The following is a 16864-nucleotide window of genomic DNA, read 5'->3' on the forward strand; positions in this document are numbered from 1 at the left end:
ACAATAACCTATCATATCTATCCCACTCATAGAATAATTCCTATTGCTGAAACTTCAAATAATATCTAAAGTTGATCCCCTCAGACCTGTAAGATTGTTTTAATACTTACCGTTATGTAAATTAGGAATAGCTCACACATGACCATTGCAAGCACAATACCAGCGTTTTGTCAAGGGATTCAACATTTTGAGGATAATTTACCAAATTTTGAACAATACGCCGCAGAAGCAGCCATTAAACCCGGAAATACTGCAATTACTTCCCCTAGCGACTCTAACGCCGTCTTTCAAACCCTACTCGCTGCCGACGCACTACGTTACTTAACCCTACACACTGCTGCGAGCAAAGCATCAGGACACCCTGGCGGTTTTGCCAGTATTGCCGACTGTATCGCTGCCTTAATGATGTTAGGCTACAAAAACATTATTACCGAAGTGGGACACCATGCCCCAGGATTCTACAGTAATATGTTCTTAGACCGCTCCCTCGAAGATATGGGCATCACCACAGTCCAACAGATGGGTGAAAGGTTCAGGGAGATGCACGGGCTTTTAGGACACCTTTCCGGGCAAATACCAGGACTTTTAAACCCTGCTGGCCCTCTCGGACAAGGACAACATTTTGCTATGGCCGGGGCTAAATTACATCCGGGGGTACTCTTTCCCGTCACCATTGGGGATGGAGGGTTAGGAGAACCTTACATCATGAGTAGTTTTGGTCATTTTAACACGGCTTATCCTGAAGCAACTAATTTCTTGCCCATTTTGGTATGGAATGGTTATTCTCAGGAACATCACAGCATGGTATCAACAAAAACCAATGCAGAAATGATTGCATATTGGCAAGGAAATGGGTTCAAAGAAATTATTTTAGTCAATGCAAAAGATTATGATGATACTAACCAAACAGGAGAATATGTAGACAGTACCGCATTTTCTTTAGCCAAACGTTTAGCATTTACTCAAGCAATTTTAGAAGCAACAGATAAGGCGGCTAAATCTGCATTAGGTGGCACATTAACTGTTCTTATTGTTAAACAACTTAAAGGGGCAGGAGTTCATAAACGGGGCGCACAATCTCATAATTTATATCCTGGGGATACATTAGAAAAAGACTACATTATTAGTGCTTTAAAAGAACGGGCTTTATCTCCTGAAGCTTGGCAACTTGTACGGACTAATTTTGAACGTTCTGCTGGGGGCCCAGCTTCCCATCATGTAGTAACAGAAAAAGTCTTACCCTTACCAGAATTAGGTGAATTACCCTTAACTGAATATGAAATTCATGGGGATAAAAAAGTCGCTACTACTGCCATGGGTGAATTAGTAGTTCATGTAGGTAAAAAAGATCCCAATTTTGTCATAACCAATGCGGATGGAAATGCAGCTTCAGGAATTAATAATATCAACATTGGTTTAAGAATTATTCATCCTACGGTTGATGATATTTATTATCAAGGGCCCGTTGGACAAGTTTATGAACCCTTAAGTGAAGATGCTTGTGCAGGTTTAGCTGTTGGTTTAGCTTTATTTGGGGCCAGAACTTTATGGTGTTCTTATGAATCTTTTGCTATTAATGGTTTACCTATTTGGCAAACTGTAACTCAAGCAATGACAGAGTTACGCCGTCCCACTCCTTCTACTATTACTTTATTTACTGCGGGGGCCTTAGAACAAGGGCGCAATGGTTGGACACATCAACGACCAGAAATTGAAAATTATTTCGCTGCAATGATGCGTAATGGTAATGTTTTCCCTCTGTTTCCTTGTGATGCAAATAGTATTCAAGCTTGTTATGAATGGGCTTTACAAACGAAGAATAAAGGGATAACAATTACTGCTAGTAAGTCACCTTTAGCTGTGCGGACAACTTTAGAACAAACCCGTCAAGCTTTACAAGATGGGGGTGTCATCTTACATGATAGTGAAGGCAAGAAAAAAGTTGTTTTTGCTGTTATTGGAGATATGACATTAATTCCCGTATTTGATGCAGCTTTACATTTAGAAGATGAAGGAATAGGGGTGAAGATTGTATCAGTAATTAACCCCCGTCGTTTATATCGTCCTCATGATGTTGCATGGGAAACTTGCACCGAAAAAGATAGTCATTTCTTAGATGATGAAGGGTTTGAAAAAATGTTTAGTGGTGATGCTTTAATAGGGGTAACAGGGGGAACTTCTGCTATGTTAGAACCCTTAATGTTACGCAGTAATTGTAAACGGGATACTTTCGCCTGGAAGCGGGGAGAAACGACCGCAAGTGCAGGAGAAATTATGGCATTTAATGGTTTAACTGCTGAAGCTTTAAGTAAGCGGGCAGTTGAATTAGTAAGCTAACATATTGTCGGGTGGGCAATGCCCACCTTTTTGAAAATTATAATATGGAATATACATCACCGTTACTAACAAAGCTAACTCAATGGTTATGTTTCACCGCTGGCGTGGGGACATAAAAATCTATAAGCTAGACTTAATCAGGGATATAGCCCGTCGTCCTCGTCGATAATAGGCGCGTTTTTCGGGGCTTAATTGCATTAATGCCTGGGCTTCAACGGTAAATAAATCACAAGAGTCAACCCAATCTTTTCCATGAAGACCGATATAAAAGTTACTGTGTCTCCGTCGCATTTTCTTGTTTTTTCTGACTCTCCCCACATATTTTGCCAATCCTTTCTCTTTAATAATTTTTCCAGAAAATGTTGCCATTGAATAAGCTAGAGTAATCAATATAATTAAGGAAGTAAGGCGATGTCCTGTTAATTTCGTTCTTTCTAAATCATAACCACCTTTCTTAAAATCCCGAAACATTTCCTCAATACAAAATCTCTTTTTATAAGCGTCAATCGTCTCATCAATACTGGTTAAATTTGTGATAATAAACCAAGCTTCTTTTGTCTCTATTCCTCTATACTTCTTTTTCCATTTCGCCACTATATTACTGCCTATAAATCCTTTTGTTTTCGTAACTTTAACTCCTTGATAAAATAAAGACATTCCTGAAGATAATCCTAAATCTTTTAGTCGCGTCCACATTTCCTTTTCTACTTCAATATAGTTGCTTTTCTTCAATCTGAGTGCATAATAAACTCTTTTTTGTCCATGTAACCATTTTGCTAGTTCAACTGAGCAGAATTCTCTATCCCCTAAGACAACTATTTTATATTCTTTTAGAAAGAGTAATATTCGGGCTAATATACTTTTCTGTGTGTCAAAGTTACTATTACCGATGTGATCTAGCAACTCAAAATATAAGGGAATTCCTCTATTATCAATTACCAGACTTACCATCAAAATATTAATCAACCCCCATTGGGTTCTATCTATGGCAATATGTAAGACATCTCCTGTACTAAATGATTGCTTTAACCACTGTTTTATGATAGGTATCCATACTCCTTCAATTGTCAAACAAGGAATCTCGAAAAACCGTTTTAACTTTTTTCTCTTACTTTCAAATAAAATGGGACTGGGAAAATAACTAGCTAACTCATAAAACCTAATTTTCCTATATACTTGCACTAATTCTATCATGATTAACAGTATTAAATATTCCGATTTTTTCAGATACTTTGTTAAATGGTTGTTATAAATTTCTGGTAACATTTTGGGTTTAGACGGCGATCGCTAAAAAAAGAACATTTTCTTTTTACCATGTTTTGCTCTTTTCGTCATCTGGTAAGGCTTTCAGGGTTTCATGTCCCCACGCCAGGTTTCACCGTTATAATTTCATTATTACCATTAGGATTTAGTGCTTTTAAATTTAGCAGACAAGGACAAATAAAAACGAACATAGAGATTTTTAGAAATGTTTTAAGTAAAGGTGATATATTGATAGTAGGTGTAGTAATTAAAGGGGATGGCATAGGCGAAATTATTGCAACCAGTAAGTTAACATATCCTCAAGGATATGGCTACACAAACAAAGCCCGTCTTCACGGGCTAAAATATTGATATTCTTAAGCTGCGAAGGCAGCTTTTGTTTTTATAACTTCAGGTTTCAACCTGTAAGTTAACATATCCTAAAGGATATGGTTACACAAACAAAGCCCGTCTTCACGGGCTAAAATATTGATATTCTTAAGCTGCGAAGGCAGCTTTTGTTTTTATAACTTTAGGTTTCAACCTGTAAGTTAATAAATCAAAGTTAACCAATTATTGTTATTAGGGTATTTTCACCAGAAGGTCAATGAATTTTAACAATGCAGGGAAACTTTACCCAATTATACATTAGATGCTAGACTATTTATTATATAGGTCGAAGGATAGGTGGAGGAAATTAGATGAAAGGTCAACGCACCCGTTCTCAATCGCGAATTGTTCGTGTCCTCAAATCCTTAAATCGTCCGATTTCTGCTCAGGATTTATATTTAGAACTCAAAAATCTGGAAATTCCTTTAGGACTAGCGACAGTTTATCGTGCTTTAGAATCTCTAAAATTAGAAGGGGCAATTCAAGCGCGAACTTTATCTAATGGAGAATCTCTTTATAGTTTAATCCATCAAGATCAACATCACCTCACTTGTGTCAACTGTGGACAATCTTTTACCATTGATGAGTGTCCTATACACGATTTTGAAGAAAGACTTAAAGGATCTTATCAGTTCAAGGTATATTATCATACCTTAGAATTTTTTGGCTTATGTCGATTATGTGAATTAGGCAATCAGAAAATGTCCGTATAGGGGCAATTCATGAATTAAGCTGTTGTGCATTTAAACCGCTTATTTTGAACTTTGGTACAGACGTTAAAACCCCCTCTCCGGCGCTCCCTTTGCTCCGGCGCTCCCATGCAGTCACAACAGGTCAATTAAATGCGTGACAGCTTACCCCTACAATTAAATCTGACAGCCTTAATGATATTAAGCCCTTACTAACCATTAAAGATAACTAACCATTTCTGGTTGATAACGAATTCCGGCATTTTTTAGACGATTTAAAGCTTCTGCTAAGCGATCGCAATCTGTAATTAAACTGACTCGAACATAACCTTCCCCACCCTCTCCAAAGGCATTCCCAGGTGTTACGACAATACCTGTTTTTTCTAAGACATCTAAAGCAAAATCTGTTGAACCCATCCCCACCGGACAAGGAACCCAAAGATACATTGTTGCTTTTGAGGGCGTAATTTTCCAGCCTAATTCTGCTAAACCATTAATCAAAAAATCTCGCCTTTTTTGATAACGTTCCTGTACATTTTTGATATAAATATCCGGTAATTGTAAAGCGGTTTCTGCGGCAGTTTGTACGGCAGAAAAAATGCCATAATCTAGATTAGTTTTTAGGGTTCGTAATCCTTGAATAATCTCTGAATTTCCTACCACAAAACCCACTCGCCAACCAGCCATATTATAGGTTTTAGATAAGGTATGAAATTCAACTCCAATTTCTTTGGCCCCCGGAATTTCTAATAAACTTGTCGGTTGATAACCATCAAACGCCAACTCAGCATAACATAAATCATGAACTAAAATAATTTCATAGTGACGGGCCCATTTAACAATTTCTTCAAAAAAATCTCTAGGGGCAGTCGCCGTAGTCGGATTATTAGGATAATTAAAATAAAGAATTTTTGCCTTTTGTGCAACGGTTTCGGGAATCGTATTAAGATCAATTAACCAGTCATTTTTGGCAGATAAAATAATCGGATAAATTTTACCTCCCGCAATTAAAGGACCGCGAAAATGGGCCGGATAAGAAGGACTAGGAACCAAGATCAAATCCCCAGGATTAATATAAGCTAATGCTAAATGACCTAAACCTTCTTTTGAACCAATTAACGGTAATGCTTCATTATTAGGATTAAGATCAACCCCATAACATCGTTGATACCAAGCGGTAATAGCTTGACGAAAACTAGCTGTTCCCTCAAAAGGTGGATAACCATGAGTTTGAGGCAGATTTAAAGCGGAGATCGCCGCTTCAATGACAGGTTGAGGGGCTAACCCGTCTGGATTGCCCATCCCTAAGTCAATTAAATCTAATCCTTGTTCTCTGGCCCTGGCTTTGAGTTCATCTAAGCGGGCGAAAACATAGGGAGGTAAAGCATTTAAGCGATCTGCACGGCTAATCCAGTCGAGACTCATGATGATGGCTACTTAGGAAAATCTAGACAAACCATAATCTTAGCAAAGTTTACCACATTTTCAACAGCACTATCTGTAAGGTTAATTCATTAATTGACCCCCTACTTAATTCCTAGAGATGTTGTATCATTACTAAATAAACCCAATTAACAATGATAGGTTTGTGTCATGATTAAAAAGTAATGTAGTTCTGAGCTATGGTCGCTCTCAATTATCATGAGCAAAAATTATGAACTGAGTCGTCCCCTTCCTCCTAATGTACAACGGGCTGCTGCTATTTTAAGATTTGCCGGTAATATAGGCTTTTGGATACAATTAGTCTTAGGAGTATTAGCTGCGGCTCTTTTATTTTTATCTATCGCTGGTTTAATTACTCAACAAAAGGCTTCTCAAGGAACAGGGTTTAGTATTTTTTGTTCGACGGCTGGGGTTTTATGCCTAGTTATTAGTATTTTAATTTGTTTTCGCTACAAAAAAATTGCTGACTTGATGCAGTCTGGTAACGTCGAACAACGACCTAAAAAGACAACGACTATACAAACTGTTAGGTTAGGACTTTCATCTAATTTAATTGGTATTTTTTTCTCTATTATTGGGGCTGAAGGTTTTATTGGAATTCTCTGGAGTAAGTTTTCTAATATTCCTCAAGGTGCGGCAGTTTATGATACCAGTAAGCTACCAACACCTAATGAAATCTTACTGTTACTAGCTAATACTCATACTATTCTTTGTCATTTTGCCGGAATTGTTGTTTCTTTGTGGTTGTTAGATCGCCTTAACCATATTAATCGACAAGTTTAATTTTTACTTAGATATAAACGATGCAACGAACACGCTTAAATACCCTGGTTACTATCAGTCAAAATCGCCTTAATCAATTATTTACTAATCCTTGGCGACGTATTTCTTTGAGCTTAATTAGTTTCTTACTGGGTTTTTTTGTTGCTCAAGCTATTTCAACAACTGCTGGACAAAAAGGTTACTGGGATATTTTTACAGCTTCTTTTTTGCTATTTTTTACTGAAAGTGCTAGTATTATTGTCTATGGTCGTCGTCAGCAAAAAATCCGTCCTCTTGGTCTTGATTCGTTAAATCTTTTTAAAGCTGGTATGATTTATGGTTTATTTTTACAAGCATTAATAGTTGGTTCTTAATTTTCTTAATTTATGTCTTAATTTATATGATATATTTAAAAATATTACAACAATTAAGTCAAGGAAAATTATTGACTTCTCAGGAATTAGAGTTACTCTTAAAACAAGAATTAGCTAATCCTTATCAAGCTGAAGCTTTTAACATTACTCCTAAGAATGGACTGGAAAAAATAAGCCTGCGCTCGCAATTATTTCAAGATGTTTATAGTAAAGTTAAAGATTTATGTCATGTTTTAAAATTCCAAGATGCTCAGCAAATTTTAAACAATCTCTGGAAACTTTGGCTACCTTTAGCAATACAATTAATAGAAGAAAAACATCAACAAAAAAGACCATTAATTCAAGGAATTTTAGGAGGACAAGGTACAGGAAAAACAACTCTATCTACAATTGTTTGCTTAATTTTAGAGGATCTTGATTATCTAACTATTAGTATTTCTATTGATGATTTATATAAAACTTACCAAGAACGTCAACAACTAAAAGCAATTGATCCTCGTTTAATTTGGCGTGGGCCTCCAGGAACTCATGATATTAATTTAGGAATTGAAGTTTTAGATAAGTTAAAAAATATAGACTCAAATCAACCTATTTTGATTCCTCGTTTTGATAAATCTTTAGAGAATGGAGAAGGAGATCGCATTCAACCAGGACTTATAAATAGGGCTGATATCGTATTATTTGAAGGTTGGTTTGTGGCTGGCGTGGGGACATAAAAATCTATAAGCTAGACTTAATCAGGGATATAGCCCGTCGTCCTCGTCGATAATAGGCGCGTTTTTCGGGGCTTAATTGCATTAATGCCTGGGCTTCAACGGTAAATAAATCACAAGAGTCAACCCAATCTTTTCCATGAAGACCGATATAAAAGTTACTGTGTCTCCGTCGCATTTTCTTGTTTTTTCTGACTCTCCCCACATATTTTGCCAATCCTTTCTCTTTAATAATTTTTCCAGAAAATGTTGCCATTGAATAAGCTAGAGTAATCAATATAATTAAGGAAGTAAGGCGATGTCCTGTTAATTTCGTTCTTTCTAAATCATAACCACCTTTCTTAAAATCCCGAAACATTTCCTCAATACAAAATCTCTTTTTATAAGCGTCAATCGTCTCATCAATACTGGTTAAATTTGTGATAATAAACCAAGCTTCTTTTGTCTCTATTCCTCTATACTTCTTTTTCCATTTCGCCACTATATTACTGCCTATAAATCCTTTTGTTTTCGTAACTTTAACTCCTTGATAAAATAAAGACATTCCTGAAGATAATCCTAAATCTTTTAGTCGCGTCCACATTTCCTTTTCTACTTCAATATAGTTGCTTTTCTTCAATCTGAGTGCATAATAAACTCTTTTTTGTCCATGTAACCATTTTGCTAGTTCAACTGAGCAGAATTCTCTATCCCCTAAGACAACTATTTTATATTCTTTTAGAAAGAGTAATATTCGGGCTAATATACTTTTCTGTGTGTCAAAGTTACTATTACCGATGTGATCTAGCAACTCAAAATATAAGGGAATTCCTCTATTATCAATTACCAGACTTACCATCAAAATATTAATCAACCCCCATTGGGTTCTATCTATGGCAATATGTAAGACATCTCCTGTACTAAATGATTGCTTTAACCACTGTTTTATGATAGGTATCCATACTCCTTCAATTGTCAAACAAGGAATCTCGAAAAACCGTTTTAACTTTTTTCTCTTACTTTCAAATAAAATGGGACTGGGAAAATAACTAGCTAACTCATAAAACCTAATTTTCCTATATACTTGCACTAATTCTATCATGATTAACAGTATTAAATATTCCGATTTTTTCAGATACTTTGTTAAATGGTTGTTATAAATTTCTGGTAACATTTTGGGTTTAGACGGCGATCGCTAAAAAAAGAACATTTTCTTTTTACCATGTTTTGCTCTTTTCGTCATCTGGTAAGGCTTTCAGGGTTTCATGTCCCCACGCCAGGGTTTGTGGGGGTCAGACCCATAGATGAAAGTTTATTTAAAGACCCTCCATTTCCCATTATTACCCCAGAAGATAAACAGTTTGCTAAGGATATTAATGAACAATTAAAAGCCTATTTACCTTTATGGGAAAGATTAGATCGTTTGATGGTTCTTGATCCTGTTGACTATCATTTGAGTAAACAATGGCGCAAGGAAGCTGAACATAAAATGATCGCTTTGGGTAAAATGGGGATGAGTGATGAAGAAATTGACCAATTTGTCGATTATTTTTGGCGATCGCTACATCCAGAATTATTTATTACTCCCTTGGTCAAAAATCCTAATTTAGTAGATTTAGTAATTGAAATAAACAGGGATCATAGTTATGGTAATATTTACAAGAGAAAGCAGAAGGAGCAGAATAGCTCACTTCGACTCTAGCCGGAAATTTTGGCGATATTTGTCTTAAAAATCGGTTTTTAAAAACATCAATTTCTAGTTTGGTTGAGAGAATAAGGAGTAGGCAGTGAAGGATCGCCCTTATTATATGAGGAGTAATAGGCAATGACCAATAGAGGTAAGGTCAGTGTTATGATAGCAATGGTTATTCCCACGAGATGGGCCCACCTATGAGCCGGAGGCTCTGAAATCTTCCCTGACGGGCTACTAGATTCCATAAATATGATTGTTTGATCTCAACTCGATAAAGTAAACAGAGGACTAATTTAGTCTCCTATTTTTTATTGTACTTATTTTTTGGGGAGATTGACAAATTTGTTAAGATTTAGATACAAAAATTCACCGACACGGCAATTTTTAATTTATGGTGGAAATACATTGATTTTTGCTGCCGTGTCCCTACATAATTAATGATCACCAAAAATCTGTAGGGGCATGGCATTAGAAATTTATTCTGCCTTCCTAAATATTAATACTCGCCATGCCCAATATTAATATTATATACATTTCTTGGTTAATATACAAAAATTCACCGACAAGGCAATTTTTAATTTATGATTGAAATACATTGATTTTTCCTGCCGTGTCCCTACATAATTTATAACTGATTTTTCAATTATTATAACTTTAAATGTCATCTTCTGGAAGATCACTAATTCCTGTAATTGAATCAAGAATGACTTCTAATTTTGCTGTCATTCGATTAAATTGATGTTCTAAACGATCTAATCTAGATTCAAGTCGATCAAAACGATTATCTACTTGATCAAAACGATTATCTATATGCTTTTCTAACACAGAAAAAGCTTCACTGATTCTTCCATCTGGTTCAATATCTAATTCCAAGGTTTTAATGCGTTCAACTGCATTTACTAATTGTCTTTTTAGTTGATTAATGCGTTTATTTTGTTCTTGTTGACTCATGTAAGTTAGACTCCTACCTACCATGATTAATAATGGTTTGTTTCTGTTTGAGAATTTTTCTGAGAAAGAATAGTTTCTATTTCTTTTCCAGAGGTTCCATAAGCTACATTAATAGCGTTTGGATCGATTTCTATTTGTTTCATTCTAACCCGAATTGCCTCCTCATTTGTGGGGTTTTTACGAATATATTCTCTTAATTCTTTGGGGGTCATTTGTTCAAACTGGTTCATGATACAAATCTCCAATTTCCATTTGAGTAAACAAGGATTTCTATTGTTTCTGCTTCTCCTGCTAAGATGTACACAGTTTTAAAAGTAGCATCGTAACGAAAAACATAAACTGGTTGTAACAAGTTTGAGAGTCGGTGACAAATTTCTAAACAAGTAATGGCTTGTTTTGCTGTGGGCCTTCTACTATTATAGCTTTTGTCGAAGGATTAATAAAACATAACATATCATTGAAGCTTATTTTATAATTCATCACTGATTTTTCAATTACTTTTTTGGTGAATATACAAAGATTCACCAAAAAAGTAATTTTTAATTTATGGTGGAAATACAAAGATTTCTCGTGCCGTGTCCCTACATAATTAATGATTACAAAAAATCTGTAGGGGCATGGCATTAGAAATTTATTGTGCCTTCCTAAATATTAATACTAGCCATGCCCAATATTAATATTATATACATTTCTTGGTTAAATTTATTTCAAAATTTTCTAACCATAAACATAGCCAAAAAAGTTGCAGCAAACCCCCAAAATACACTAATCAAAATATAAACTAATGCAAGGAAATATTCACTATTTTTAACCAATAAATTATTCTCATAAGAAAAGGAGGAAAACGTCGTAAACCCCCCACAGAAACCCGTTGCGAATAACAGTGTCCAATAAGGATTTAATTGATATCGTTCAATAATACCAATAACGATACCAATAATAAAACATCCCAAAATATTAACCGTCAAAGTTCCCCAGGGGAAAGGAGTTACCAGGTTACTACTAATAACCAGACTCAAAAAAAAACGGGAAACACTCCCTAAACCTCCCCCGACAAAAACTAGGATTAATTGTAACAGTTGCATAACTCTGATTATTAGGATTTAAGATAATTGATAATTGATTAATTAAAGGTTTTGAACCTTGCTTTTTAAGGATAAAAAAGGGAAAAAACCTCCCTATCCTCTCTATTAAAGGGCAAGGTTATTATCAATTATCCATTATCAACATCATGAACCCGATGAATATTAAGAATATCACTCATATTTCTAATTTGACCTATGAGACATTCCAACTGTTGACGATCGCGGATATCAATGCGTAAACTAATTCTGGCAGGTTTATTACGACCCGTTTTAACCCCCGCATTACGCACATTGATATTGAGATCCATTAACCGTGATAGAATGTCTCTGAGAACCCCCAGCCTGTCAATAGCTTCAATTTGAAGGTCAACCGGATAAGTAGGAGTATGACAATTACTGTCAAGAGTATTCCAACGCACGGGAATTAACCTATCTCCTGGTATTTGGTCTACATTACAACATCCTTGACAGTGAATAGAAATACCTCTAGCCCCCCTAGTCACCACCCCAATAATAGATTCACCAGGTAAAGGATGACAACAACCCGCAATATGATAGACTAACCCCTCAACCCCAAGAATAGGGGATACATTGGGTTTAGTTGGACAGGCAGGAGAAGGAGAAGCAGTTGGTAGAGTAATAGCAGATATACTCTGTTGTTGGCCCTTAACCATGGTTTCCCGTAAACGGTTCACTATTTGATTAAGAGTTATTTCCCCATATCCTAAAGCTGCTAACAAGTCGTCTACAGCTTGATAATTACATCGTTCCGTGACTGTTTGCATTCGTTCAGACTTAAGTAAAGCGTCTAACCCACTCTTACCTAACTCCTTTTCTAACATATCCCGACCTCTGGCCACATTTTCCTCACGGCGCGAGCGTTTATACCATTGACGAATGCGGTTACGCGCGCTAGGTGTTACTACAAAATTTAACCAATCTAAACTAGGATGGGCGTTTTTCTGGGTAATAATCTCGACCATATCCCCATTATTTAAGGAAGCATCGACCACCGACCATTTCCCATTAATTCTAGCCCCTTTCATGTGGTTTCCTACTTCCGTATGAATGCGATAGGCAAAATCTACGGCCGTGGCCCCTCTAGCTAAAGCGACCACATCTCCATGAGGAGTAAAAACATAAACATCATCATCAAAGAGATTATCTTTGAGATTATCTACATATTCTTGGGCATCTTTGAGGTCATTTTGCCATTCTAAAAGTTGCCTTAACCAGGTAAACTTTTCATCATCTTGGGAGAGTTTCGTCTGATGAGAACCTCCCGTTTCTTTGTATTTCCAATGGGCCGCGATACCATATTCAGCAATATGGTGCATTTCTAAGGTACGAATTTGTACTTCAATGGGACGACCAGTTGTCCCCACTACCGAAGTATGAAGAGATTGATAACGGTTCGGTTTAGGCAGTCCAATATAATCCTTAAAACGGCCAGGAATGGGTTTAAACTCATCGTGAACAACCGCTAAGGCCCGATAACATTCCTCATTATTTTCTACAATAATCCGTACTGCCGCAATATCATAAATTTCATGAAACCCCTTTTGTTGCCGTTCCATTTTCTGATAAATACCATACAGATGTTTAGGTCGTCCTTGCAGTTCTAAGACTTTGACCCCAATTTCTTGTAATCTTTGTAGTAGAAGACTTTTAACACTTTCAATACGGGTTTCACGGTCAATACGTTTTTCAGCTACTAAAGACTGTATATCTCGATAAGCATCAGTTTCGAGATATTTAAAGGAAAGATCTTCTAATTCCCATTTTAATCGCCATATTCCTAACCTATTAGCTAAAGGGGCAAAAATTTCCCTAGTTTCTAGGGCAATACGTCTTTGTTTATCCGGTCTAAGCGCGTCTAGGGTTCGCATATTGTGGAGACGATCGGCTAATTTGACCACAATCACCCGAATATCCTTGGCCATCGCCAAAAACATCCGCCGAAAATTCTCCGCTTGTTGTTCAGTGGTACTAGAGAAATTCAATTTAGATAGTTTTGTTACCCCTTCGACTAAGTGTCGAACTTCTTCCCCAAACTGTTTTTCGATGTCTTCTAGGGTTATTTCCGTGTCTTCTACCACATCATGGAGAAATCCTGCCGCAATCATCGCTTTATCTCCCCCTAAATCCCGCAATAACCCCGCTACTGCCACAGGATGCGCAATATAAGGTTCTCCTGACTTACGATACTGTCCTTCATGAAGTTGATTGGCAAAATTAAAGGCACGACAAATCAAGTTAAGATCATCGTTACTACCATTAGTTTGATAGGTAATTAGACATTGATTGAGCCAATCAGGTAGGATTAATTCATAGGGTTCAGCAGATTTGAGATCAGGTAGAGTAACGGTGTTCATAAGGGGGATCTAGCAATAAAGGAACAGAAGTTGACAAGATTAGGAATAAAAGAGTAATTAACTGAATTTAGCGATAACTATCTCAAATATACTGCCGCTTAATTTTTTTGTAGCACCACAACAGGCGAAAACTTGAGAAAGAAATATATGTTTTAATAATTTCAGTTTAAGACGAGATTCAGATTAGTTAAAATCCCGGAGAAAGATTAACATTAGTTTACATATCTTAGCGCAATATGGTGATCTATGTTACCGAAATTTGACTCAGAATCCTCTAGTGTTTTTGTCCAAGCTTTGTCTAAGTTCCAAGATCAAGTTATGGCCAAGGATCTAGATATCATGGCCTTACAGAAAACTTTTGCAGAAGTACAGAGTATTTACCAAGATCAAATGTTTGCTGTTCCCCCGGAAGCTTTAGATCCAGGGTTATTATCTACTTGGCAGTCTACCCAGACAGAAATTTATCGAACCTTGCGGTTATTGGGAACCGATTTACTGTTTTTACAGTCTTCTCGACAAAGGGGAACATTAGAGCAACGATTAGGAATTGTACGCGATCGCCTAGATCAATTAATAGGCTATAGTCAGGCTATAGGAATAAAATAAATTTGCCATGTGTTTTTTATGAATTCTTGATCAACACTTTTATTACACTACCTAAATCCCGCACATGGGGTTCTATCATAAGGTTTACGTGATTACCTAGCACAAAATGAATATCTACTGGTTCCGTAGAAAACTCACTCCATCCTAGAGATGAATCCTCTGAATCCTCAGTAATTAACTCATAATTGGGATCATCAACCATATCCTCATTAGCGCGTATAATCGTAATTTTACCGGGATACATCTGTTTAGGGAAATAATCAACTAGACATAAACAGCTAGTTTTATAGGCTTGTACGATATTTTCAAGCTGTGTAGTTTCTGCATTGGGAGGCAAAATATTAGCCATTTTAAAAAATTTTAAAACATATTTTAATTGCTCATCCACTGTTAAAGATTGAAGTATTTCATGGAAAATATCTACAGTTTTATCTACATAAATTTCTATCCCTTTGCTTACTTCAGCCAGCCAGCGTGCATGATCCCAATTAATATAATCAAGCAACATTTGCTTATCTTTATAAGTTGGTGCTGAGGAATCAATTATTGCTAGTAATGCTACTTTTTGACCTTGTTGATGTAACTGTTGTGCCATCTCAAAAGCCTGGCGTGGGGACATAAAAATCTATAAGCTAGACTTAATCAGGGATATAGCCCGTCGTCCTCGTCGATAATAGGCGCGTTTTTCGGGGCTTAATTGCATTAATGCCTGGGCTTCAACGGTAAATAAATCACAAGAGTCAACCCAATCTTTTCCATGAAGACCGATATAAAAGTTACTGTGTCTCCGTCGCATTTTCTTGTTTTTTCTGACTCTCCCCACATATTTTGCCAATCCTTTCTCTTTAATAATTTTTCCAGAAAATGTTGCCATTGAATAAGCTAGAGTAATCAATATAATTAAGGAAGTAAGGCGATGTCCTGTTAATTTCGTTCTTTCTAAATCATAACCACCTTTCTTAAAATCCCGAAACATTTCCTCAATACAAAATCTCTTTTTATAAGCGTCAATCGTCTCATCAATACTGGTTAAATTTGTGATAATAAACCAAGCTTCTTTTGTCTCTATTCCTCTATACTTCTTTTTCCATTTCGCCACTATATTACTGCCTATAAATCCTTTTGTTTTCGTAACTTTAACTCCTTGATAAAATAAAGACATTCCTGAAGATAATCCTAAATCTTTTAGTCGCGTCCACATTTCCTTTTCTACTTCAATATAGTTGCTTTTCTTCAATCTGAGTGCATAATAAACTCTTTTTTGTCCATGTAACCATTTTGCTAGTTCAACTGAGCAGAATTCTCTATCCCCTAAGACAACTATTTTATATTCTTTTAGAAAGAGTAATATTCGGGCTAATATACTTTTCTGTGTGTCAAAGTTACTATTACCGATGTGATCTAGCAACTCAAAATATAAGGGAATTCCTCTATTATCAATTACCAGACTTACCATCAAAATATTAATCAACCCCCATTGGGTTCTATCTATGGCAATATGTAAGACATCTCCTGTACTAAATGATTGCTTTAACCACTGTTTTATGATAGGTATCCATACTCCTTCAATTGTCAAACAAGGAATCTCGAAAAACCGTTTTAACTTTTTTCTCTTACTTTCAAATAAAATGGGACTGGGAAAATAACTAGCTAACTCATAAAACCTAATTTTCCTATATACTTGCACTAATTCTATCATGATTAACAGTATTAAATATTCCGATTTTTTCAGATACTTTGTTAAATGGTTGTTATAAATTTCTGGTAACATTTTGGGTTTAGACGGCGATCGCTAAAAAAAGAACATTTTCTTTTTACCATGTTTTGCTCTTTTCGTCATCTGGTAAGGCTTTCAGGGTTTCATGTCCCCACGCCAGGATGAATACACTTTTGATCAGGATATGGTGTATCAGTATTATTCCATTCTACAAATAGCACTTAAGATTTCTTGGCGTTGCCCCTGTCGATTGATTCGATAGGGAGCAATCATCAGAAAATAACCATTTTTGCTGATAAAACTCAGATTGATAAAGTCTTCAGACAAGATACTCCAATCGTTTGTTTCTAAAGCTTCGGCTGTTTTGAGGAGCCAGGAGGCAGAAAGTTCACAGGGATTTTCTGCTTGTTGGCGCAGTTTTTGGGCTGCAATGCTAATTTTATTCCCCCCGATCGCTTGAACAATGTCTTTGACGATTTCTTTCTCGTTTACCAAGGTTATGGTCATT

General features: G+C 36.2%; 17 protein-coding genes and 2 pseudogenes. 7 read left to right on the forward strand and 12 right to left on the reverse strand.

Annotated features, from left to right (window positions below; all coding sequences use genetic code 11):
* The first annotated feature begins 138 nt into the window (after positions 1 to 138).
* Complete coding sequence (locus AsFPU1_RS15320) at positions 139 to 2337, forward strand: phosphoketolase family protein (RefSeq protein WP_124972632.1); 2199 nt, start codon at positions 139 to 141, stop codon at positions 2335 to 2337.
* 120 nt (positions 2338 to 2457) lie between these two features.
* Here the strand turns inward: AsFPU1_RS15320 and AsFPU1_RS15325 are convergent, their stop codons facing one another.
* Positions 2458 to 3603 carry an IS4 family transposase gene (locus tag AsFPU1_RS15325; protein WP_124969650.1) on the reverse strand — a complete coding sequence of 382 codons (1146 nt, stop codon included), beginning with the start codon at positions 3601 to 3603 and terminating at the stop codon, positions 2458 to 2460.
* A 677-nt stretch (positions 3604 to 4280) separates the two neighbouring features.
* Between AsFPU1_RS15325 and AsFPU1_RS15330 the strand changes: the two genes are divergently transcribed.
* Complete coding sequence (locus AsFPU1_RS15330) at positions 4281 to 4682, forward strand: Fur family transcriptional regulator (RefSeq protein WP_124972630.1); 402 nt, start codon at positions 4281 to 4283, stop codon at positions 4680 to 4682.
* Positions 4683 to 4877: 195 nt separating this feature from the next.
* Here AsFPU1_RS15330 and AsFPU1_RS15335 read toward each other — a convergent pair whose 3' ends face one another.
* The gene (locus AsFPU1_RS15335; protein ID WP_124972628.1) at positions 4878 to 6083 is read right to left on the reverse strand and encodes an aspartate aminotransferase; all 1206 of its coding nucleotides are present in this window, start codon (positions 6081 to 6083) and stop codon (positions 4878 to 4880) included.
* Between the two features lie 216 nt (positions 6084 to 6299).
* Between AsFPU1_RS15335 and AsFPU1_RS15340 the strand changes: the two genes are divergently transcribed.
* From AsFPU1_RS15340 to AsFPU1_RS15350, 3 genes are read left to right on the forward strand one after another with little or no spacing between them, the layout of a single operon-like run.
* Positions 6300 to 6884 carry a DUF3611 family protein gene (locus AsFPU1_RS15340; protein ID WP_124972626.1) on the forward strand — a complete coding sequence of 195 codons (585 nt, stop codon included), beginning with the start codon at positions 6300 to 6302 and terminating at the stop codon, positions 6882 to 6884.
* A 20-nt stretch (positions 6885 to 6904) separates the two neighbouring features.
* On the forward strand, positions 6905 to 7237 hold the full coding sequence (locus AsFPU1_RS15345; RefSeq protein WP_124972624.1) for a DUF565 domain-containing protein: 333 nt from the start codon (positions 6905 to 6907) through the stop codon (positions 7235 to 7237).
* A gap of 26 nt (positions 7238 to 7263) precedes the next feature.
* Positions 7264 to 7953, forward strand: coding sequence for a hypothetical protein (locus AsFPU1_RS15350; RefSeq protein WP_124972622.1), 690 nt, complete (start codon positions 7264 to 7266; stop codon positions 7951 to 7953).
* Between the two features lie 4 nt (positions 7954 to 7957).
* Here the strand turns inward: AsFPU1_RS15350 and AsFPU1_RS15355 are convergent, their stop codons facing one another.
* On the reverse strand, positions 7958 to 9103 hold the full coding sequence (locus tag AsFPU1_RS15355) for an IS4 family transposase (protein ID WP_124969650.1): 1146 nt from the start codon (positions 9101 to 9103) through the stop codon (positions 7958 to 7960).
* A gap of 108 nt (positions 9104 to 9211) precedes the next feature.
* Between AsFPU1_RS15355 and AsFPU1_RS15360 the strand changes: the two are divergent.
* Positions 9212 to 9631 (forward strand): annotated as a pseudogene (locus AsFPU1_RS15360) (glycerate kinase); the annotation flags it as partial.
* A gap of 47 nt (positions 9632 to 9678) precedes the next feature.
* Here the strand turns inward: AsFPU1_RS15360 and AsFPU1_RS23650 are convergent.
* From AsFPU1_RS23650 to AsFPU1_RS15385, 6 genes and pseudogenes are all read right to left on the reverse strand, one after another.
* Positions 9679 to 9867 (reverse strand): TLTLP motif-containing protein, encoded by a 189-nt coding sequence (locus tag AsFPU1_RS23650; protein ID WP_124972620.1) that lies wholly within the window; start codon positions 9865 to 9867, stop codon positions 9679 to 9681.
* A 409-nt stretch (positions 9868 to 10276) separates the two neighbouring features.
* On the reverse strand, positions 10277 to 10573 hold the full coding sequence (locus AsFPU1_RS15370; protein WP_172957454.1) for a hypothetical protein: 297 nt from the start codon (positions 10571 to 10573) through the stop codon (positions 10277 to 10279).
* Between the two features lie 26 nt (positions 10574 to 10599).
* On the reverse strand, positions 10600 to 10803 hold the full coding sequence (locus AsFPU1_RS15375) for a DUF6887 family protein (protein WP_124972618.1): 204 nt from the start codon (positions 10801 to 10803) through the stop codon (positions 10600 to 10602).
* Positions 10800 to 10967: pseudogene (locus AsFPU1_RS23580) on the reverse strand (DUF6888 family protein); the annotation flags it as partial. The gene AsFPU1_RS15375 and the pseudogene AsFPU1_RS23580, both read right to left, overlap by 4 nt.
* A gap of 313 nt (positions 10968 to 11280) precedes the next feature.
* Positions 11281 to 11658, reverse strand: a complete 378-nt coding sequence (gene crcB / locus AsFPU1_RS15380; protein ID WP_124972616.1) for a fluoride efflux transporter CrcB — start codon at positions 11656 to 11658, stop codon at positions 11281 to 11283.
* 128 nt (positions 11659 to 11786) lie between these two features.
* Entirely contained in the window at positions 11787 to 14033 is a 2247-nt protein-coding gene (locus tag AsFPU1_RS15385) for a RelA/SpoT family protein (protein WP_124972613.1), read from the reverse strand.
* Between the two features lie 246 nt (positions 14034 to 14279).
* Between AsFPU1_RS15385 and patD the strand changes: the two genes are divergently transcribed.
* Positions 14280 to 14639: a heterocyst frequency control protein PatD gene (gene patD, locus AsFPU1_RS15390; RefSeq protein WP_124972611.1), complete on the forward strand. Its 360-nt coding sequence runs from the start codon at positions 14280 to 14282 to the stop codon at positions 14637 to 14639.
* Positions 14640 to 14655: 16 nt separating this feature from the next.
* Here patD and AsFPU1_RS15395 read toward each other — a convergent pair whose 3' ends face one another.
* The 3 genes from AsFPU1_RS15395 to AsFPU1_RS15405 all read right to left on the reverse strand — a co-directional run bounded on the left by AsFPU1_RS15395 (position 14656) and on the right by AsFPU1_RS15405 (position 16863).
* On the reverse strand, positions 14656 to 15234 hold the full coding sequence (locus tag AsFPU1_RS15395) for a thioesterase domain-containing protein (protein ID WP_227873406.1): 579 nt from the start codon (positions 15232 to 15234) through the stop codon (positions 14656 to 14658).
* A gap of 30 nt (positions 15235 to 15264) precedes the next feature.
* Positions 15265 to 16410: an IS4 family transposase gene (locus AsFPU1_RS15400; RefSeq protein ID WP_124969650.1), complete on the reverse strand. Its 1146-nt coding sequence runs from the start codon at positions 16408 to 16410 to the stop codon at positions 15265 to 15267.
* Positions 16411 to 16554: 144 nt separating this feature from the next.
* Positions 16555 to 16863, reverse strand: a complete 309-nt coding sequence (locus tag AsFPU1_RS15405) for a DUF6014 family protein (RefSeq protein WP_227873405.1) — start codon at positions 16861 to 16863, stop codon at positions 16555 to 16557.
* Between the last annotated feature and the right edge of the window lies 1 nt (position 16864).

This window comes from Aphanothece sacrum FPU1, from assembly GCF_003864295.1.
Classification (GTDB): domain Bacteria; phylum Cyanobacteriota; class Cyanobacteriia; order Cyanobacteriales; family Microcystaceae; genus Aphanothece_B; species Aphanothece_B sacrum.